The organism is Pseudomonas sp. MPC6, assembly GCF_006094435.1.
Classification (GTDB): Bacteria; Pseudomonadota; Gammaproteobacteria; order Pseudomonadales; family Pseudomonadaceae; genus Aquipseudomonas.
Genome location: NZ_CP034783.1, coordinates 94758 through 114917, shown reverse-complemented (window position 1 = coordinate 114917; position 20160 = coordinate 94758). Strand labels below are relative to the sequence as shown.

Below are 20160 nucleotides of genomic sequence, written 5' to 3'. Positions count from 1 at the left end.
AAACTTTTTAGAACTGTGTGTCCGATTCGTAGTCATCTAGGTTGAGGGCATAGCACTGTATGAACGCTCGGCGGCTAGTTGTAGCTCCGTGGGTTATAGACAATCGCTATTAATTCGATAGCCAGCTATTTTTCCAGGATGGTCTACCCTCTCATCAGACGTCTGAAACAAGGGGGGCTCTCCATGCTCGCGCAACTTCCGCCGGCCTTACAGAATCTGCAACTTCCCTTACGCTTGCGACTCTGGGACGGCCATGAGTTCAACCTGGGACCGACGCCCAGCGTCACTATTGTGGTCAAGGACCCACAAATGGTTACCCAGTTCACCCACCCCAGTCTCGACGCGCTCGGAGCGGCGTTTGTCGAAGGCAAACTGGAGCTCGAAGGTTCCATCAGCGACGTGATCCGCGTCTGCGATGAATGGAGTCAGGCGTTATTGGACGAGGACGACAGCAGCCAGCCGGTTCGCACCGTTCACGACAAGGAAACCGACGCTAAAGCGATTTCCTATCACTACGACCTTTCCAATGCCTTTTACCAGCTATGGCTCGACAGCGACATGGCGTATTCCTGCGCCTATTTCGAAACCGGTAGCGAGTCCCTTGAGCAAGCCCAGCAAGCCAAATTCCGCCACCTGTGTCGCAAATTGCGGCTGCAACCGGGGGAGTATCTGCTTGATGTCGGTTGCGGCTGGGGCGGATTGGCGCGGTATGCGGCCCGGGAGTTCGGTGCGAAGGTATTCGGCATTACGCTCAGTAGTGAACAGTTGGCCTTGGCCCGTGAGCGGGTGAGTGCCGAAGGCCTGGACGATCTGATCGAATTACAGCTGTTGGACTACCGCGATTTACCTCAGGACGGGCGTTTCGACAAAGTGGTCAGCGTGGGCATGTTCGAGCACGTCGGTCACGCCAACCTGACCCAATACTGCAAAACCTTGTTCGGCGCGGTGAAGGAGGGCGGCCTGGTGATGAACCACGGGATCACCGCCAAGTACACCGATGGCCGTCCAGTGGGGCGCGGTGCCGGTGATTTCATTGGGAAGTACGTATTCCCCAACGGTGAGCTGCCGCACTTATCGATGATTTCTGCCGAGATCAGCGAAGCAGGGCTGGAGATCGTCGATGTCGAGAGCCTGCGTCTGCATTACGCGCGTACCCTCGACCATTGGAGCGAACGTCTCGAAGACAATCTGGAGGCCGCGGGAAAATTGGTGCCCGAGCAGGCATTGCGAATCTGGCGGCTGTACCTCGCGGGATGCGCCTATGCATTCGCCAGGGGCTGGATCAATTTGCACCAGATCCTGGCGGTGAAAGCTCACGCCGATGGCAGCCATGAACTGCCATGGACCCGCGACGACATTTACAACCCCTAGAGTATGGGGGAGATCAGCCGGGCGATCCGCATGCCGACCTGTTGCAAGCGGCGGGTCTCCCGGCCTTCTTCTTTAGCGATTTCGTGGGCCAGGGCAAAGTCATCATTGAGCATGTGTTCCACTTCCAGGGCAAAAGCGCTGTCCACGGTCAACAGCATCACTTCAAAATTCAGCCGGAAGGAACGGTTGTCCATATTCGCGCTGCCGACGGCGCTGATTTCACTGTCGATCAACACCACTTTCTGATGCAGGAAACCAGGCTCGTAGCGGAACACCCGCACGCCGGCACGCACCGCTTCGAAGGCATACAGGCTGGAGGCGGCGTAGACGATTCGGTGATCCGGTCGCGACGGCAGCAGAATGCGCACATCCACGCCACGCAGCACCGCCAGACGCAATGCGGCGAATACCGCCTCGTCCGGGATGAAATAGGGACTGGTGATCCAGACCCGCTCCGTGGCCGCATGGATAGCTTCGACGAAGAATAACGAACAGGTCTCGTAGGCATCGGCCGGCCCGCTGGCGAGCAATTGGCAGAGCACGCCATCGTCAGGATAAACGTCGGGCAAGATCAGCGGTGGCAGGGAACGGGCTGCCCAGAACCAGTCTTCAGCGAAGGATTCCTGCATGCAGGCCACGACGGGGCCGCGCACTTGCACGTGGGTATCGCGCCACGGGGCCAGAGGCGGTTTCTCTCCCATGTATTCATCACCGACGTTGTGCCCCCCGACGAAGCCCAGAATCCCGTCGACTACCACTATCTTGCGGTGGTTGCGGAAGTTGACCTGGAAGCGGTTAAGCCAACCACTGCGAGTTGCAAACGCTTTGACCTCGACGCCGGCATCGCGCAATGGCTGGACATAGCTGTGGGGCAAGGAGTGGCTGCCAATTCGATCGTACAGCAGATAGACCGCCACGCCTTCGGCGGCTTTTTTCAGCAGCAGCGCGTGCAGACGTTGGCCTAGGCGGTCGTCGTGGATGATGAAAAACTGGATCAGCACGGCTTGCCTGGCGTGGCTGATGGCCTGAAAAATCGCCTCGAAAGTGGCCTGGCCGTTGATCAGCAAACGAACCTCATTGTTGGCCAGGCATGGCATGCGTCCCAGCTTCGGCATCGCCCTGAGTGACGCGTAGGCGCTGGACGCGCGTGCGGTCAGCGCCTCTTCGACCCAGGGTCGCCAGTTCATCTCGGCGATGGCTTTGCGCATTTCCTCGTTGGCCTGACGCCGGGCCTTGATGTAGCCATCGAAGGTGCTGCGGCCGAAGACCAGATACGGGATAAGCGTCAGGTAGGGAATGAACAGCAATGACAGGGCCCAGGCGATCGAGCCCTGAGCGGTCCGAACGGTCAACACGGCATGGATGGCGGCGATCATGCCTAACGAGTGCAGAAGGGCGATCAGATAACCGAAAACATGCGGTCCGAAATAATCCATGGGGCAGCCTTGCTCCTGAAGATTCAATACTTAAAAGACCATGTTCCGTGCAGAATGTCGCTAATTAATTGGCCCATGAACCGAAGCCCGTGGCTGACGTCTAACGGCCACTACTGATCAGGAGTTACTCGATGAACGTTCGTCTGCTGAGTTTGGCCGTGGCTTTTGGTTTGGCTCTTCCTGTGGCCGCTCAGGCGCAGATGCTGCAGCCGGGTTTGTGGGAATTAACCTCGAGCAACATGAAAGTCGATAATCAGGACCTGCCAGATCTGCAGTTGATCCTTGGGCAGATACAGAGCCAGATGACCCCTGCACAGCGCGCACAGCTGGAGAAGCAGGGCATTACCATGGGTGGCAAAGGGATACGGTCTTGCCTGACGCCTGAGCAGGTCAAGACAGACAACATTCCGCTGACGGATCCGCAATCGGGCTGCAAACAGGAAATTACCGAGCGTACGGGCAACCAGTGGAAATTCCGCTTCAGCTGTCCGAAAGCGCAGGGTGCAGGCGTTGCCACGTTCCTCAGTGATCGTGAATTCACCACCAAGGTCAATGGCACTTTCAATGCCACCGGGATTCAGCAAAAGGGCAGTCTCGACACTCGCGCCGTGTGGCTGGGGCAGGACTGCGGAACGGTCAAGCCCAGAGCCTGATAAGTTTCGCGAGCAGGTTCGCTCCCACAGGGATTTGTGGGAGTCCGCTCAGGCTCTTCCAAGCCCTGTTGATCGCAACCATTTACATACCGCCTCGACCGCCATCCTGCCGAAATCCTCCCCGGTGCGGCTGCGCACACTGACAAACCCGCCTTGCTTTTCTTTCTCGCCGATCACCACCAGGTACGGCACATGCTGACTGTGCTCGCGAATCTTGTGGCGTACCTTCTCGTTGCGCAGGTCCGCGCTGGCACGCACGCCACTTCGGCGCAATGCTTCGGTCACTGACTGGGCATAATCCAATTGGCGATCATCCATGCTCACGACAATCACATGCGGCGGTGTGCGCCAATGTTCCAGTTCCTGTGGGCACGACCAGCAGGTGCCATATATCCGTTGTGGCGAAGTACCGCTGATATGGTCCAGGGCGAACGCCTGCAACACCTTGGTTGCAGGAACATGCGGTCCCACCGTCACGCATTCGACATTCCCCAGCAGGTACCGCGATGGTGTTTCGCCAGGTGTTGATGGTAATGACGGATCGCGACGGCGGATCGAATGATTGGTCGCCGCCAGCGTCTTCATGCGCGCTTCGATGCTGGCAAGATCAACCAGGGATAAGGGACGCTCGTAAAAAAACTCATAAAAGAAGCCATCACCCAGCGCCGATCCAGTCTGCAACTGGGCACTCGGATAGAGCTGCTTGACCGCCACCGACAGCATCAGCGCGCAGGAACGGCGCAGGATCTCCAGGCCATCGGGCTCTTGCGGTGTGACGATACTGACTCGGGCATCCACTTCGATCATGAATGCACAGTCCACCAGCACACCGTCTACCCGCCCTGCGACAGCCGCTTTGGCCAACCCACCGCCAATGCTCGCAGCAACCTCATACACAGACAACGGCTGGTCGTATTCACGCATTGAACCGTCAGTCAAAGTGATCTGGATCATGGTCAGTGTCTCGAAAGGTTTCGATCACATGCGTTAGCGCATAAACGCTAAAGGCAAACCTGGGTAGCTGTCATTAAGACGTTGGTCGTGCCCGGCAATATACTGTTCCAACCAGGCCAGGTCGTTGTTCGGGCTGTACGTGCTCGCTGATTACCGCTGTGCCAAAAATATAGAGGTTTTATCGACGTAGGCAGATTTCGCGATTAGCGGTAGATCAATTAGTTGTGTTCCGGATCATGCCTCCCAGTTCCACCGGGTTTCAGCCACCGCGTCATGGGCGTGCAAGCTTTCGGCATGGACGACCTGGATGTGAAACGCGTTGGTGCCAGGTGTACGTTTCAGGGCCATGTGCAAGCGTCGGGCAGCATCTTCACAGAACATCAGGTTCTGACCGTTGGCCAAAGCGAAGGCTTGTTCGTCGGCCCGCTTTACTGCGGTTTGTACGGCGGTGCCGAGCGCAGCTTCTACCTCATTGATGATCGCGACCAGCGGCAGTTCGTCCAGATGCGTGCCCAGACGAATGCGCAATTTCGCAGAGCTGCGTTGGCTATGGGGTGTCGCAACGATACCTTTGGTAGAGCCAAGCCATGCCAAAACCTCGGCGTGTTGCAGTGCCTTGTTGGCGAAGTCATCAACGAATTGCTGCTGAATCAGTTGACGGGCAAGCGCTGCCGAACATGGGCAGGTCGAGGAATAGGTCACGTCGATTTTTAGTTCCACGTGGAACATCGCGTTTTTCAATTGTGCTTCGATGCTGACCGGGTAGCTTTTCCAGCCCGACAATGGGCTGACTAGTGCTGACCTTTTCAGCAGCAGCTCGGTATGAATCTTCAGGTAGGCGCTGGTGGAGAGACCTTCGTGACTCTTCAGAAAGCGCTGCAAGACTTGCCTCAGCAACCCAGGCGTGAGGTTTTCCTGTTCAAGCATTTCGAGCGCAAGGTACAACCGTGACATATGAATGCCACGCGCCTCGCCATCATCGAGGCTGACGCCGGCATCGACCTTTGCGCCAAGGCGCTGGCCTTCGAATGAAACAGGAAGAGCAATGCCACACATGCCCACCCGCTCCAGGGGCAGGGCTTGGCGTGAGGCCTGCGCGGCGATATCTGGCAGAGTGAGCGCGTTCATGAGCAGGTCCATCGTGGAAGTCGAGCTTGTATGTTATGTTATTACATTAGATGCGACCACGCCTTTTTCAAGCCCGACGATTTGATCGGGTATGCCCTGTGAGGAATCCCCGATGCCCAACCGTCTTCCTGTCACCGTTCTGTCCGGCTTTCTCGGTGCCGGCAAAAGTACATTGCTCAACTACGTGCTACGTAACCGCGACAACCTGCGGGTCGCCGTGATCGTCAACGACATGAGCGAAATCAACATCGATGGCGGCGAAGTCCAGCGCGACGTCAGCCTCAATCGCGCTGAAGAGAAACTCGTGGAAATGAGCAACGGCTGCATCTGCTGCACCCTGCGTGAGGACTTGCTTGAGGAGGTCAGCAAACTCGCCAAGGAGGGGCGGTTTGATTACTTGCTGATCGAATCCACCGGTATTTCCGAGCCATTGCCGGTGGCGGAGACCTTCACGTTTCGTGACGAAGACGGGCAGAGCCTGGCTGACATCGCCCGGCTCGACACCATGGTCACGGTGGTCGATGGCATGAATTTCCTGCTCGACTACCAGGCTGCCGAAAGCCTCGCTTCCCGTGGTGAGACATTGGGCGATGAGGACGAACGCTCGATCACTGATCTGTTGATCGAGCAGATCGAGTTCGCCGACGTGATCCTGATCAGCAAGATCGACCTGATCAGCAGTCGCGAGCGTCAGGAGTTGATCGCGATCCTTGAGCGGCTCAATGCCCAGGCGCAAATCATCCCGATGGTGATGGGTGAAATCCCCTTGGAGAAGATACTCAACACCGGTCGCTTCGACTTCGAAAAGGCCGCCCAGGCGCCTGGCTGGTTGCAGGAACTGCGCGGCGAACATGTGCCAGAGACCCAGGAGTACGGCATCGCTTCCAGCGTCTATCGAGCGCGCAGGCCCTTTCATCCACAGCGTTTCTTCAGTTTCATCGACCGGCCGTGGGTGAACGGCAAACTGCTGCGCTCCAAGGGTTTCTTTTGGCTGGCCAGCAAGCACATGGATGCCGGTAGCTGGTCTCAGGCCGGTGGGTTGATGCGCCACGGTTTCGCCGGGCGCTGGTGGCATTTCGTGCCGAAAACCCAGTGGCCGCAAGACACGGAAAGCACGGCGGCGATTATGCAAAACTGGACAGACGACGCTGGCGATTGCCGGCAGGAACTGGTGTTCATCGGCCAGAACATCGACTTCGCGCTACTCGCCGCGGAACTTGATGACTGCTTGCTGACTGATGATGAAATGGCGTTGGGTGTCGAGGGTTGGAGGTTGCTGGCCGATCCGTTCGGCCCCTGGCATGAGAAGGAAGCTGCGTGATGGAGGCGCTGAAACCCGTGGGAGCGAGCCTGCTCGCGAAAGCGTCCTGCCGAACCCGGCATCAACATCAGGGTGCCACCCCGGAGGCCTTGATCAGAATCCTTGAAGACGATGTAAACCTCGCCGTCTGGAATCGCCAGCTCCCGGCGCATATCGCTGATTTCGGTCGCCTGCTGTTGTCCCTGAACGAACCGCTGGCGCAAGCGCTTTCGTTTGAACTGGTTGACGATGACGCACAACCCGGCCTTCAAGGATTGGCTTCGAGCTTTCGCGATCTTGAAGGCTACGAAGGCTTCATTGCCGACGTTTCGTGGCTGGCCCGCGCCTTTGCCTGCCTGTTGGGCGCCAAACGTATTGGTCTGCGCCTCAGGGCCCTGGACAAGGCCATGTGCCCACGTTTCCACGTTGATCATGTGCCGGTGCGCCTGATCACCACCTATGCTGGTATCGGCAGCCAGTGGCTGCGCGAAGGGGTGATGGATCGCCGCAAACTGGGCCAGCCTGAAGCCGAGCCTGGTGTCGACTTGCAGGTCCAGCAGATCGACAGCGGCGACGTGGCGCTGCTCAAGGGCGAGAAGTGGCATGGCAACGAAGGCTTCGGCCTGATCCATCGCTCTCCATTACCCGCGCCGGGTGAGCGCCGCTTGATCCTCACCCTCGACTGGCTGAGCTAGCGAATTACGGTTTACGGCTTACGGCTTGAGCCAGGTTCCCTGGCTCTGGGCTTCGCAAAACGGCTGCAGATACGCCGCATCGGTGGCCACGCCGTAATAGTGAATGTCCTGGCGGTAAGGCATATTGGCTACTTGGGCGTTGCTGCAGACGCCGAAGGCGCCGGTTGGGCATTGGTCGACGTACTGCACCTCGACTGTTTGCCCGGGCAGGTTGGGTTGGCAGAATCCGTCGGCGAACAGTTTCTCCGGGATGGTGCGGTTCTGCTGACAGACTCTGACGTCGAGCCGTTCAGCCGTACTATGTACCACACATGCTTGTGCCAACACTTCGCCTGAAACGAGTGCCAACAGCAATGACAATCCCATCAACCGCATTCATTACCTCCTAGAAAATACCGACCATGTTGCAGAACATTCCGACCCACGTCATCGCCGGCCCATTGGGCGCCGGCAAGACCAGCCTGATCAAGCACTTGCTGGCGCAACGCCCGGCGAACGAGCGTTGGGCGGTGTTGATCAACGAGTTCGGCCAGATCGGCCTCGACGCTGCACTGCTGACCCGGGACATCGAAGGTATAGCACTGGGCGAAGTGGCGGGGGGCTGTTTGTGCTGCGTGAATGGTGCGCCGTTTCAGATCGGTCTCGGGCGCCTGCTGCGCAGGGCGCGGCCGGATCGATTGTTCATCGAGCCATCGGGGCTGGGTCATCCGGCGCAGTTGCTCAGGCAGTTGGGTGAAGCGCCGTGGCAAGGGGTGCTGGCGGTTCAGCCTTGTGTACTGGTACTGGATGCCCAGGCGCTTGCTGTCGGCAAACCGCTGCCTGCCAGTCAACAGGAGACGTTGAACAGGGCAGGGTTGCTGCTGTTGAACAAGTCCGAAGATCTCGATGCCGCTGACAGGCAGCGTATCGCCGCGCTACTGCCCGCACGTCGGCTGTACTGGACGCAGCAGGCCGTGTTGCCGTTGAGCGAATTACCCGGGTTTGCAACCCAGGCTGTGGCGGGTGTGGATAACTTCAGGGTGCCTCAGGGACTGGCGCAGATGCCGGCGGTCTGGAGTGACCCTGCATTACCGATTTGCCTGAGTCAGGATCAGGAGGGCGGTTGGAGCATTGGCTGGCGTTGGCATCCGAGTCAGGCATTCGATGCGGCGCTGGTTGGCCAATGGCTGGAAAGCCTTGCCTGGCGGCGGGCGAAGCTGGTTATCCACAGCGTCGGCGGCTGGGTATCGGTGAATGCACTGGATAATTCGGTACTGGAATGGCGGCCCAGTGAGTGGCGGCGGGATTCGCGGATCGAGTTGATTTTCAGTGAACCGCAGGATGTTGATTCGTTGCAGAGGGCTTTGGCGGAATGTCGATTGGGTTGAAGATCAAAAAATCCAAGAGCAAAAGATCGCAGCCCGCGGCAGCTCCTACGGTGGAATGCATTTCAAAAATCAGGAGCCTGGGAACGTTGATTTATGGGCGCCACTTGGTGTGTTCCTGTCGCCATTGGCTCAACTCGATGACCTCGGCACGAGGCTTCACCACCTCGGCCACCGCAGGCGTATCGTCGAATGGCATGGGGTAGGGCGCCAGTTCGATCTGTGCGCTGTGGGCCCCGAATTGAGTGATCGTGCCGTTGTGTCGGGTTTCGCCGGTCACGGTGAATTCGAAGTTATACACGCGGGCCAGACGCCGCCGACCGTTGGCGTCTTTGATGAAGGCGATTTTTTTCAACGCCACGTTGCCGTCCAGCAACTCGATTCCGAGCTTGCTGCAATGCTGCATGACCCGCTCCAGCGCCCGCTCGCGCATGCCATGGTTGTGCCATAGCCACGCGCCGCCAGTGGCGAGCAGCATCAGCACAAAGATATTTCCGAGGGTCAGCATGAAAGGTTGCTCCAACAAGATAGTGTCAGCTTAACTGCGTCGCCGGTCTGTCGTACAGGCTGTGTTTCGTCGCATACTGCGCGGCTTGAATTTCCAATGTTTTACGGAACTCGCCGAATGAAACGTACGCCCCATCTGCTCGCCATCCAGTCCCACGTGGTGTTCGGCCACGCTGGCAACAGCGCCGCTGTTTTCCCGATGCAGCGGGTCGGGGTGAATGTCTGGCCGCTCAATACCGTGCAGTTCTCCAACCACACCCAATATGGCCAGTGGACCGGTGACGTGCTGGCACCGCATCAGATTCCCGAGTTGGTGGAAGGGATCGCAGCGATTGGCGAACTAGGCAACTGCGATGCCGTGTTGTCCGGTTACCTGGGCAGTGCGGCCCAGGGCCGGGCCATTCTGACGGGGGTGGCGCGGATCAAATCGATCAATCCCAAGGCGCTGTATCTGTGCGATCCGGTGATGGGCCACCCGGAGAAGGGGTGCAGTGTGCCGGCGGAGGTAAGCGATTTCCTGCTGGAAGAAGCGGCCGCCGTGGCGGATTTCATGTGCCCGAACCAACTGGAACTGGACAGTTTCTCCGGGCGCAGGCCGCAGTCCCTGTTCGATTGCCTGGCCATGGCGCGAGCACTGCTGGCGCGTGGTCCGAAAGCGGTATTGGTCAAGCATCTGGCCTATCCCGGCAAGCCGGCAGACGTTTTCGAGATGCTTCTGGTGACCGGAGAGGGCAGCTGGCACCTGCGTCGTCCCATGTTGGCATTTCCCCGTCAGCCCGTGGGTGTTGGCGACCTGACCTCCGGTCTGTTCCTGGCGCGCGTCCTGTTGGGCGACAGCCTGGTGGCGGCGTTTGAGTTCGCGGCGTCGGCCGTGCATGAAGTGCTGCTGGAAACCCAGGCCTGTGCCAGCTATGAGCTGGAACTGGTGCGAGCGCAAGACCGCATTGCTCATCCGCGGGTGCGGTTCGAGGCGATGGCGATCAGTCTCTGAATTTGGCGTTGAACCCATTCGCGAGCAGGTCGAATCGTCGCACCGTCGCTCCCACATTGATCTTCAGCGGGCACGAGATATGTGAACGATGGAGATCCCCTGTGGGAGCGACGATTCGACTTGCTCGCAAAAGCTATCTGAAGCCGATAACAGGCTTCAGGCGTCGTCCTTGATTTCCTGATAACGCTTTTCCAGTTCCTGCCGAATCTGCCGACGCTGCTGGGCCTGCATGAAACGACGCTTGTCTTCGCTATTCTGTGGTTGCAGCGGCGGGACTGCCGCCGGTTTGCGCTGGTCATCCACCGCGACCATGGTGAAGAAGCAGCTATTGGTGTGGCGCACAGAGCGCTCGCGGATGTTCTCGGTCACCACCTTGATGCCCACCTCCATCGAGGTGTTGCCGGTGTAATTGACCGAGGCCAGGAAGGTCACCAGTTCGCCGACATGTATCGGCTCGCGAAAAATCACCTGATCCACCGACAAAGTCACCACATAGCGGCCGGCATATCGGCTGGCGCAGGCGTAGGCCACTTCGTCGAGGTACTTGAGCAGGGTACCGCCGTGAACATTGCCAGAAAAATTGGCCATGTCGGGGGTCATCAATACCGTCATCGACAGCTGGGCGTTTCCGGGTTCCATAGCGTTCTCACGGGTCAAGGCAGGTTTTCGGAAGGGCGCACCTCTGCGGGTGCGTGGTCGGTTTTTTCAAACCACAGTTATCGGGACGCCGGGCGGATGATCGCCGTCACGCTCCAACGATCTGTTTCCATATATTGCACCGCCTTTCTGCCGGAAGTCGCGGTGTTACCCTTCAAATGCCTGCCCCAAGGGCAATTCCTACCTGTAAACCGGATTTTTACTCTGCTCAGTCAGGCCTGTCCCGGGGGTGGCGCTTGAGCAATCGCGACCAAGGAGCCCACACCATGCATGCCATCAGTTTTATTCAGGACCTGGCAGTGATCATGTTGGTCGCGGGTGTGGTGACGGTGCTGTTCCATCGCTTCAAACAGCCTGTGGTCCTCGGGTATATCGTCGCCGGCTTCATCATCGGCCCGCACACGCCGCCGTTCGGCCTGATCCACGACGAAGAAACCATCAAGACCCTCGCCGAACTCGGGGTGATTTTCCTGATGTTCTGCCTGGGCCTGGAGTTCAGCCTGCGCAAGCTGTTCAAGGTGGGCGCCACGGCGTTCATCGCGGCATTCCTGGAAATCGTGCTGATGATCTGGATCGGCTACGAGATTGGCCGCTGGTTCGACTGGAGCACCATGGACTCGCTGTTCCTCGGCGCGATCCTGGCGATTTCCTCGACCACCATCATCGTCAAGGCCCTGAATGACCTGAAGATGAAGAACGAGCGCTTCGCCCAGCTGATCTTCGGCGTATTGATCGTCGAAGATATCCTCGGTATCGGCATCATTGCCTTGTTGTCGAGCATCGCCGTCAGCGGCACGGTCAGCTCCGGTGAAGTCTTTTCCACGGTCGGCAAGCTCTCGCTGTTCATGATCGTCGCGCTGGTCATCGGCATTCTTCTGATCCCGCGATTGCTGGCCTATGTGGCGAAATTCGACAGCAACGAGATGCTGCTGATCACCGTGCTTGGGCTGTGCTTCGGCTTCTGCCTGCTGGTGGTCAAACTCGAATACAGCATGGTGCTCGGGGCATTCCTGATCGGCGCGATCATGGCTGAGTCCCGGCAATTGCTGAAGATCGAACGCTTGATCGAGCCGGTACGCGACCTGTTCAGCGCCATCTTCTTTGTCGCGATCGGCTTGATGCTGGATCCGATGATCCTGCTGCAATACGCCTGGCCCATCGCGGTCATCACCGTTGCCGTGGTACTGGGCAAGATGGTGTCCTGCGGCCTCGGCGCTTTTATCGCCGGCAACGACGGACGCACCTCACTGCGGGTCGGGATGGGGCTTTCACAGATTGGCGAATTTTCCTTCATCATCGCCTCGCTGGGCATGACTTTGCAGGTCACCAGTAACTTCCTCTATCCGGTGGCCGTGGCAGTGTCGGTGCTCACTACGCTGATGACGCCGTACTTGATTCGCGCGGCTGACCCACTGTCAATCAAGCTGGCGGCGGTGATGCCGCAACGCCTGAGTCGGGTGTTGGGCATGTACGGCGAATGGTTGCGCAGCATTCAGCCTCAGGGCGAGGGCGCGCTGCTGGCGTCGATGATTCGGCGGATCCTGTTGCAGGTGGGGGTCAATCTGGCGCTGGTGATTGCGATTTTCTTCGCGGGCGCGTACTTCGCCGAGCGCATTTCCGCTTACCTGCAAGACTGGATCAGTGACCCGAGCTGGCAGAAAGCGTTGATCTGGGGTGGGGCGCTGCTGCTGTCGCTGCCGTTTCTGATCGCCGCCTATCGCAAGCTCAAGGCGCTGTCGATGCTACTGGCGGAGATGGGGGTGAAGCCGGAAATGGCCGGACGCCACACACAGCGAGTGCGACGGGTGATCTCCGAAGTGATCCCGATTCTCTCGCTGCTGGTGATCTTCCTGCTGTTGGCAGCCTTGTCGGCCAGTATTCTGCCGACCAACAAGTTGCTGGTACTGATCGTCGTCGTCGCGGCCGCCGTGGCGGCGCTACTCTGGCGCTGGTTCATCCGCGTGCATACGCGCATGCAGGTGGCCTTGCTGGAAACCCTGGACAACCACAAGGATTCGCCGGGGCATTGACCACCGGGGGCGCGTCAGACGGCTCAGCTTTCCAGCCAGACGTCCCGCGCCCAGTGCCATACCGATTCCCAGGTTTCTTCGGCAATCAGCTCTTCATCGGCCAGCCACAGCACCACGGTGCCGTCTTCTTCGACCAGGTAGTAGTTGTCGCCGTCCTGGCAGATCGGGATCATGCTGCGATCGATGCCGGCATCCCAGGCGTTTGCGGCAACGTCCGGCAGGTAGGTGTGGGATTGCGGGTCGGTGACGGTCACCGGCTCCAGGCTGCCGTAGACCACGTCGCTGACGGTCAGCAAAAATTCTCTGAAGACAAACGGAATGTCGATGAACAGTTGTTCCTCGATTTCTACCAGTTGATCTTCGTCGGGCAGCTCCAAGGGGACCGGTACCGGTTCGTTGGCTTCACGCAGTTGTTCGATGATTTCTTCCACGTCCGGGATCCTCTTGCTGATGGCGCGGTTTAGTTGGGGCGGTTTATACAGTAGCTCGCTATAGATGCAACCGCGAAATAGAAAACCCCGGCCTGGGCCGGGGTTTTTTTATGGGACAGGTTTAACGCAAGTCGGTTCAGCCGTTCTGGCGGATACCTGCGACCAGCCAAGGCTGGTTCTCGCCCTGCGGACGTTCCATGTTCCAGCTTTCGCTGAACACTTCGCCCTGGTCGAATCGCGAAGTCTTCGACACACCGCTGAAGGTCAGGGTGGCGATGGTCTTGTCGGCGCGATCATCCACGCCATCCAGCTGGACGTTGAGGTTATCGATGTAGGTGGACTGGAAACCTTCGCCCAGCTCGGCCCGTTCGCGCTTGAGGAACTCGAGCAGTTGCGGGGTCACGAACTCGGAGATCTTGTCCATTTCGTTGGCGTCCCAGTGCTGTTGCAGGGACTGGAAATGGTTGCGGGCGGCTTCAATGAAGCTCTTTTCATTGAACCAGGCCGGGGCATTGATCACCGGACGAGCGGCTACAGGGGCTGCCGAACCGCCGAAGATCGAACCCATGGCTGCTGGCTTCTGCTCGAACGCTTCACGCTGCATCGGCGCACCAGCCGGAGCCAGGTGCTCCTGCTGCTTGCGGCGACGGGCGGCGATGAAACGGAAGACCAGGAAGGCGATGACCGCCATGATCAGGATATCGAAGATCTGCATGCCTTCGAAGCCGCCACCCATGAACATGGAGGCTAGCAGGCCACCGGCAGCGATGCCGGCCAGAGGGCCGAGCCAGCGCGAAGCACCGCCAGCCTTGGCGGCAGCGCCAGCGGCACCGGCGGCGCCCGCAGTGGCGGCAGCACCGCCTGCGGCAGAAGAAGGAGCCATTTGGCTGGTCTGGTGAGTCGGCGCAGCGCCGGAACTCTTGCCGCCACCAAAGCGCTTGGCGTTGGCGTCGAGGCTCATCGTCAGGCCGATGCACAACGCCATGGCGATGCTAAGAAAACGTTTCATAAAGGGAATTCCCATTTGTGGAAGGCACGCGCGCCATGTTGCACAGGTGAAGTGTTACTGGCTAGCGGCAGATTGTTTCGGGCTTTTGCCTGACAGGTTTCGTTCAGCTTCAGTCAGGTCAATAAGGCCTGTTAACTTTGGTCTGTAGGATTTGTGATTTGGTTCTGTAGGAATGAATTCTGTAGGAGCGAGCTTGCTCGCGAAAAACGTCAGGACAACGCATTCACCCAGAATGAACGCGTCACCGTTGACGACCTTCGCGAGCAAGCTCGCTCCTGCAGAAAGCCGAGCGCGGGCGTCAGATCGCTTCCAGTTTGGCGTAGCCAAGCATCAGCCACTTGCTGCCTTCGCTGAAGTTCACCTGGACCCGGGCCTGAGCCCCTGCGCCTTCGAAGTTCAGGATCACGCCGTCGCCGAACACTGAATGGCGTACCGTCTGGCCCAGACTGAACCCGGTGTCCGGGATCTCGCTGCCACCAAACAGACTGCTGGAACTCTGCTGCTGACCGCCGCCGAACGGACGGCTGACGCTGTTGGACAGGCGCACTTCCTGGATCAGACCTTTCGGTATCTCCCGTACGAAACGCGACACCTTGTTGTAGGTCTCGCTGCCGTACAGGCGTCGGGTTTCGGCATAGGTCATCACCAGGTTCTGCATTGCCCGGGTGATGCCGACATAGGCCAGGCGGCGCTCTTCCTCGAGACGGCCGGGTTCTTCCAGGCTCATCTTGTGCGGGAACAGGCCTTCTTCCATGCCCACCAGAAATACGTAAGGAAATTCCAGGCCTTTGGCGCTGTGCAGGGTCATCAGTTGAATGCTGTCTTCGTGCTCGTCGGCCTGGGTATCCCCGGCCTCCAGCGACGCATGGCCGAGGAACGCCGCCAATGGCGACAGGTCTTCATCTTCTTCCGCGTTTTCGAAGTTGCGCGCGGCGCTGACCAGTTCCTCAAGGTTTTCTACCCGGGCCTGGCCTTTCTCGCCTTTTTCCGCTTCGTGGTAGGCGATCAGCCCCGACTGCTCGATGACGGTCTGGGTCATCAGGTGCAGGGGCATTTCCATGCATTTGGCGGCGAGGTTCTCGATCAGCTCGATAAATGCCCCGAGAGCGCCCGCGGCGCGCCCGGTCAGGCCTTTATTGGCGACCAGCAGGCGCATGGCTTCCCACATCGACACATCGCTGTGACGGGCATGGTCGCGGATCGCTTCGACAGTTTTCTCGCCGATGCCACGGGCCGGAACGTTGATCACCCGCTCCAGCGCCGCATCGTTGCCGCGGCCTTCCAGCAAGCGCAGGTAGGCCATGGCATTCTTGATTTCAGCCCGCTCGAAAAAGCGCTGGCCGCCGTAGATGCGGTACGGAATACGCTCGCGCAACAAGGCTTCTTCCAAAACGCGCGATTGGGCGTTGGAGCGGTACAGAATCGCGATATCACTGCGCAACAGGCCGGTTTTCAGCGCACTTTGGATGGTTTCCACCACATAGCGCGCTTCATCATGCTCGTTGAACGCGGCATATAGATTGATCGCTTCGCCTTCACCGCCGTCGGTCCACAACTCCTTGCCCATGCGCCCGGTGTTATTGGCGATCAGGGCGTTGGCAGCCTTGAGGATCCCGGCGGTAGAGCGGTAGTTCTGCTCAAGACGAATGGTCTCGGCATCGGGAAAATCGTCGGAATACTGATAAATGTTCTCGATTTTCGCGCCGCGCCAGCCGTAGATGGACTGATCGTCATCGCCGACTACCATCAGGCTGTCGCCGCCCTTGGCCAGCAGACGCAACCAGGCGTACTGCACGGCGTTGGTGTCCTGGAACTCGTCCACCAGAATGTGTCGGAAGCGTTTTTGATAATGCGCGAGCAAGCCTGGGTTATCGCGCCACAGGTCGAGGGCGCGCAGCAGCAATTCGGAGAAGTCGATGACGCCGGCGCGCAGGCACGCGGCCTCATAGGCTTCATAAATGCTGCGCATGGTGGCCAGGAACAAATCGCCGCTGGCCTGGATGTGTTGCGGGCGCAGACCTTCGTCTTTCTGCCCGTTGATGAACCACTGGGCCTGACGGGCCGGCCAGCGTTGCTCGTCCAGGCCCAACTCGCGGATCACCCGCTTGACCAGTCGCTGCTGGTCGTCGCTGTCGAGAATCTGGAAAGTCTGGCTCAGGCCGGCTTCCTGCCAATGCGCCCGCAACAAGCGGTGCGCCAGGCCGTGGAAGGTGCCGACCCACATGCCGGCCGGGTTGATACCCATCAACTGTTCGATGCGATGACGCATCTCGGCAGCGGCCTTGTTGGTGAAGGTTACCGACAGGATCGAGTGGGGCGAGGCGTTTTCGACCTGGATCAACCAGGCGATACGGTGCACCAGCACTCGGGTTTTACCGGAACCAGCACCGGCCAGGACCAACTGACGACCCACGGAGGCAGCTACGGCCTGGCGTTGGGCATCGTTGAGGGAGTTCAGCAGAAGGGAGAGATCATCGCGCATCAGGGCATTCTAGGGGGCGGCGCGACCCCGGGCAAACCCCGCTTTGCTTCAGGCGATGAAAGTCATGTGCAGGACGACCGGTCGGTCAGCGGCTGCAAGCGTTGGCGGGACTCGCCTGGACGCTTTTACGGCGGGGAAAGCAGCGGATATTTTTAGCTGTTTTATGACCTGGGGCTGTTTGGCCCGGGCAGTTGCTTGTGTATGCTCCGTGCACGTTTCGGGCTCATGCTCACTATTATAAGAACAAGAACTTTGCCTATGACCCTCAGCTCCGACCTGTCGGGCCCCGCGGTGGATCCTCGGGTTATCCGCAAACAGTACGCCATGGAAATGGCGGTCGAACGCACGCGCCTGCTGTATCAAGGCTCATTGCTGCCCACGCTGTTCATGTTGATCAATGGCCTGGTCTGCGCCTGGTTGCTCTGGAGTCCGCAGCGCTACTTCCTGGTCAGCGTCTGGCTGGTGTGGTTGTTGTCGTTGGTGGCATTGCGGGTGATTCAGGTCGCGGCCTTCGACTCGGCGATTCCCAATCGCCAGGCCCATCCGATCTGGCGCCGCATGTTTTTGCTGGGTTCGGCCCTGACCGGCCTGACCCTGGCCGGTGCCGGCATTGCGCTGGTCCCTGGCGACAACTTCATCCAGCAAGCCTGGGTATTCGGTCTGATCGGAGCGGCTGCGCTCTCGGCCAGCGTTGCCTACGCGGTCAACCTGCCTGCCTTCCTGTCCTTTACCTTGCCCTGCCTGTTGCCGGCCATCGGCTATCTGTTCTGGGGCGGCGATGAGCAGGGACAGGGTTGGGGCTGGTTCGGCCTGATTCTGCTGGGCGCGTTGAGCGTGGTCGCCTGGCAGGTCAATCGGCTGATCGATAGCGGACTGTTGCGGCGCTTCCAGAATCAGGCACTGATCGAGCACTTGCAGCAGGCTCGAAGCGGCAGCGACCGGCTCAATCACAAGCTCGCCAAGGAAATCGACCAGCGCCGTCGAGCCGAAGACGAATTGCGTGCGATTCAAACCGGGCTGGAAGGCCGCATCGCCCAGCGCAGCCTGGAGCTGGACTCCGCCAATCAGGCCTTGAGCAAAAGTGAAGCGCGACTGGCGCTGGCGTTGAAGGCCAGTGAGCTGGGGTTGTGGGACTGGAACCTGAAAACCGATGAAGTCCACCACACCCATCTCCAGGAGCTGTTCGGCCTGGAGCCGGAGTTTGTCACGGCGATGCTGCGCCACCTCAAGCCGCGCCTGCACCCCGATGACTTGCCGTCGCTCAAGCGCGCGCTGGTCGAGCATTTGAAAGGCCGCAGCGAGGATTATCAGGTTGAGTACCGCGTGCGCCATGTCGATGGCCATTGGGTGTGGATCGAAGACCGTGGTCGAGCGGTTGAGCGCAGTGACAACGGCCGGGTCATCCGCATGGTCGGCACCCGCCGCGACATCAGTGTGAGTAAAAGCCTGGAAGTGCAGCGGCAACTGGCAGCGACCGTGTTCGAGGCCGCCAGCGAAGGCATCGTGATTTTCGACCCGAACTACGCGCTGATCGCCGTCAACCAGGCGTTCAGTCGAGTCACCGGCTATGCCATCGAGGACATGCTCGGGCGCAATGTGGTCGACTTACCCTGCAGTCGTGATGCCCGCCGGCACTATGCGACGATCCATCAGGCGCTGGAGCAACAGGGGACCTGGCAAGGCGAGCTGGTGGAAACCCGCAAGAACGGCGAGTTGTATCCGCAATGGCTGCAACTGAACACCGTACGCGATGCTCGGGGAAACGTAAGCCATATTGTGGGCTTCTTCGCCGATTTATCGGCGCGACGGCAATCTGAAGAGCGCATGCGCTACCTGACCCATTACGACGAGCTCACCGGCCTGGCCAACCGATCGCTATTTCGCGAGCGGCTGAGCGAAGCTCACCAGCGAGTGCGCCAAGGCGGCTACCGCAGCCTGGCATTGCTGCACATCAACCTGGATCGTTTCAAACTGCTCAACGACAGCCTGGGCCATGAAATCGCCGATCAGTTGTTGCAAAAAATAGCCCGGCGCCTGGTCAACGCGTTGCCCGAGGCGGACACCATCGCGCGTTTGTCCGGCGACGAGTTCGCCGTGTTGTTCAATGCCTACGGCAACCTCTCGAGCCTGGCGCGAGTAGCGACGCGCTTGTCGTCCAAGTTGCGTACGCCGATGACCGTCGAGGGCCACGAATTGGTGGTGAGCGCTTCAATGGGCATCAGTTTGCTGCCGGACAACGCCAGGGAAGTTTCCGCGCTGGTCAGTCAGTCGAACATCGCCATGCAGCATGCCAAGCACTTGGGCGGCAACAATTTCCAGTTCTACACCGACAGTCTGCAAGCCAGCACGCTGGAACGCCTGCAGCTGGAAAATCAGCTGCGCAAGGCTATCGAAGAAAAGCAATTGAAGGTGTTTTACCAACCCAAGCTGTGCCTCGCCACGGGCCGGTTGAACGCTGCCGAGGCGCTGGTGCGCTGGGATCACCCAACCATGGGTAGCATCCCGCCAGGGGATTTCATTGGGCTTGCCGAGGAAACGGGCCTGATTGGCCCCATTGGCGAATTCGTGTTGCGCCAGGCCTGCTGGCAAGCCTGCGAGTGGCAACGTCAGGGGCTTGCGCCGATTCGCATGTCGGTCAACCTGTCGGTGCATCAACTGCGGCATGGCAAACTGGTCAGCCTGGTGCGTCAGGTGCTGGAAGAAACCGGCCTGGCGCCGCACAACCTGGAGCTGGAGCTCACCGAAAGTCATCTGCTGGACAGCGTCGAGCACATTATCGCCACCTTCCAGCAGCTGCGAAATCTTGGGGTAAAACTGGCGATTGACGATTTTGGTACCGGTTATTCGTCCCTGAGCTACCTCAAGCGCATCCCGGTGGATTACGTGAAGATCGATCAGGCGTTTATCCGTGGCCTGGGGGAGGGCACTGTGGATGCGGCGATTACCCGGGCAATCATTGCCATGGCCCATGGCCTGTCGTTGAAAGTGGTGGCTGAAGGGGTGGAGCGGCCGGAGCAGCTTGAGTTTTTGAAGGCTGAGCGCTGCGATGAGGTACAGGGCTATCTGATCAGTCGGCCCGTAGAGGCCGACGGCCTGTTGCAACAGCTGCGTGCGGACGCGAAGCCCTTGTAAGGGCTACATGGAGCGCACAA

General features: G+C 59.3%; 17 protein-coding genes. 8 read left to right on the top strand and 9 right to left on the bottom strand.

The genetic code is table 11. The annotated features are described in order from the left end of the window. The first annotated feature begins 183 nt into the window (after positions 1-183). A complete protein-coding gene (gene cfaB, locus ELQ88_RS02460; protein WP_128874560.1) occupies positions 184-1371 on the top strand; it encodes a C17 cyclopropane fatty acid synthase CfaB in 1188 nt (395 codons plus the stop codon). On the opposite strand, the gene cls is transcribed toward cfaB, so the two are convergent. Continuing rightward, positions 1368-2807, bottom strand: a complete 1440-nt coding sequence (gene cls, locus ELQ88_RS02455) for a cardiolipin synthase (RefSeq protein ID WP_138963451.1) — start codon at positions 2805-2807, stop codon at positions 1368-1370. The genes cfaB and cls overlap by 4 nt on opposite strands. A 131-nt stretch (positions 2808-2938) precedes the next feature. Between cls and ELQ88_RS02445 the strand changes: the two genes are divergently transcribed. Continuing rightward, entirely contained in the window at positions 2939-3460 is a 522-nt protein-coding gene (locus tag ELQ88_RS02445; RefSeq protein WP_128874558.1) for a DUF3617 domain-containing protein, read from the top strand. 48 nt (positions 3461-3508) lie between these two features. Here ELQ88_RS02445 and ELQ88_RS02440 read toward each other — a convergent pair whose 3' ends face one another. Continuing rightward, complete coding sequence (locus ELQ88_RS02440) at positions 3509-4414, bottom strand: His/Gly/Thr/Pro-type tRNA ligase C-terminal domain-containing protein (protein WP_138963449.1); 906 nt, start codon at positions 4412-4414, stop codon at positions 3509-3511. 234 nt (positions 4415-4648) lie between these two features. Next, positions 4649-5542, bottom strand: coding sequence for a GTP cyclohydrolase FolE2 (gene folE2, locus ELQ88_RS02435; protein WP_128874556.1), 894 nt, complete (start codon positions 5540-5542; stop codon positions 4649-4651). Positions 5543-5654: 112 nt separating this feature from the next. On the opposite strand from folE2, the gene zigA reads away from it, so the two are divergent. Continuing rightward, positions 5655-6863, top strand: coding sequence for a zinc metallochaperone GTPase ZigA (gene zigA / locus ELQ88_RS02430; RefSeq protein WP_138963447.1), 1209 nt, complete (start codon positions 5655-5657; stop codon positions 6861-6863). Next, positions 6863-7537: a DUF1826 domain-containing protein gene (locus ELQ88_RS02425; protein ID WP_138963445.1), complete on the top strand. Its 675-nt coding sequence runs from the start codon at positions 6863-6865 to the stop codon at positions 7535-7537. The genes zigA and ELQ88_RS02425 overlap by 1 nt, the downstream gene beginning before the upstream one ends. 18 nt (positions 7538-7555) lie before the next feature. Here the strand turns inward: ELQ88_RS02425 and ELQ88_RS02420 are convergent, their stop codons facing one another. After that, positions 7556-7912, bottom strand: a complete 357-nt coding sequence (locus ELQ88_RS02420; RefSeq protein WP_138963443.1) for an NADH:ubiquinone oxidoreductase — start codon at positions 7910-7912, stop codon at positions 7556-7558. Positions 7913-7938: 26 nt separating this feature from the next. On the opposite strand from ELQ88_RS02420, the gene ELQ88_RS02415 reads away from it, so the two are divergent. Next, positions 7939-8904 carry a CobW family GTP-binding protein gene (locus ELQ88_RS02415; RefSeq protein WP_138963441.1) on the top strand — a complete coding sequence of 322 codons (966 nt, stop codon included), beginning with the start codon at positions 7939-7941 and terminating at the stop codon, positions 8902-8904. A gap of 91 nt (positions 8905-8995) precedes the next feature. Here ELQ88_RS02415 and ELQ88_RS02410 read toward each other — a convergent pair whose 3' ends face one another. After that, entirely contained in the window at positions 8996-9409 is a 414-nt protein-coding gene (locus ELQ88_RS02410) for a DUF3301 domain-containing protein (RefSeq protein ID WP_128874551.1), read from the bottom strand. A gap of 117 nt (positions 9410-9526) precedes the next feature. Between ELQ88_RS02410 and pdxY the strand changes: the two genes are divergently transcribed. After that, a complete protein-coding gene (gene pdxY, locus ELQ88_RS02405; RefSeq protein ID WP_128874550.1) occupies positions 9527-10399 on the top strand; it encodes a pyridoxal kinase PdxY in 873 nt (290 codons plus the stop codon). 156 nt (positions 10400-10555) lie between these two features. Here the strand turns inward: pdxY and ELQ88_RS02400 are convergent, their stop codons facing one another. Beyond that, entirely contained in the window at positions 10556-11038 is a 483-nt protein-coding gene (locus tag ELQ88_RS02400) for an acyl-CoA thioesterase (protein WP_128874549.1), read from the bottom strand. A gap of 284 nt (positions 11039-11322) precedes the next feature. Here ELQ88_RS02400 and ELQ88_RS02395 point away from each other — a divergent pair, with 284 nt between their 5' ends. Further along, positions 11323-13086, top strand: a complete 1764-nt coding sequence (locus ELQ88_RS02395; RefSeq protein WP_138963439.1) for a cation:proton antiporter — start codon at positions 11323-11325, stop codon at positions 13084-13086. 23 nt (positions 13087-13109) lie between these two features. On the opposite strand, the gene ELQ88_RS02390 is transcribed toward ELQ88_RS02395, so the two are convergent. The 3 genes from ELQ88_RS02390 to uvrD form a co-directional block, all read right to left on the bottom strand. Beyond that, a complete protein-coding gene (locus ELQ88_RS02390; protein WP_128874547.1) occupies positions 13110-13517 on the bottom strand; it encodes an SMI1/KNR4 family protein in 408 nt (135 codons plus the stop codon). Positions 13518-13653: 136 nt separating this feature from the next. Beyond that, the gene (locus ELQ88_RS02385) at positions 13654-14526 is read right to left on the bottom strand and encodes a Tim44 domain-containing protein (RefSeq protein ID WP_138963437.1); all 873 of its coding nucleotides are present in this window, start codon (positions 14524-14526) and stop codon (positions 13654-13656) included. Between the two features lie 298 nt (positions 14527-14824). After that, complete coding sequence (gene uvrD / locus ELQ88_RS02375; RefSeq protein WP_128874544.1) at positions 14825-17008, bottom strand: DNA helicase II; 2184 nt, start codon at positions 17006-17008, stop codon at positions 14825-14827. 258 nt (positions 17009-17266) lie between these two features. Between uvrD and ELQ88_RS02370 the strand changes: the two genes are divergently transcribed. Then, positions 17267-20140, top strand: coding sequence for an EAL domain-containing protein (locus ELQ88_RS02370; protein WP_138963435.1), 2874 nt, complete (start codon positions 17267-17269; stop codon positions 20138-20140). Positions 20141-20160: the final 20 nt, after the last annotated feature.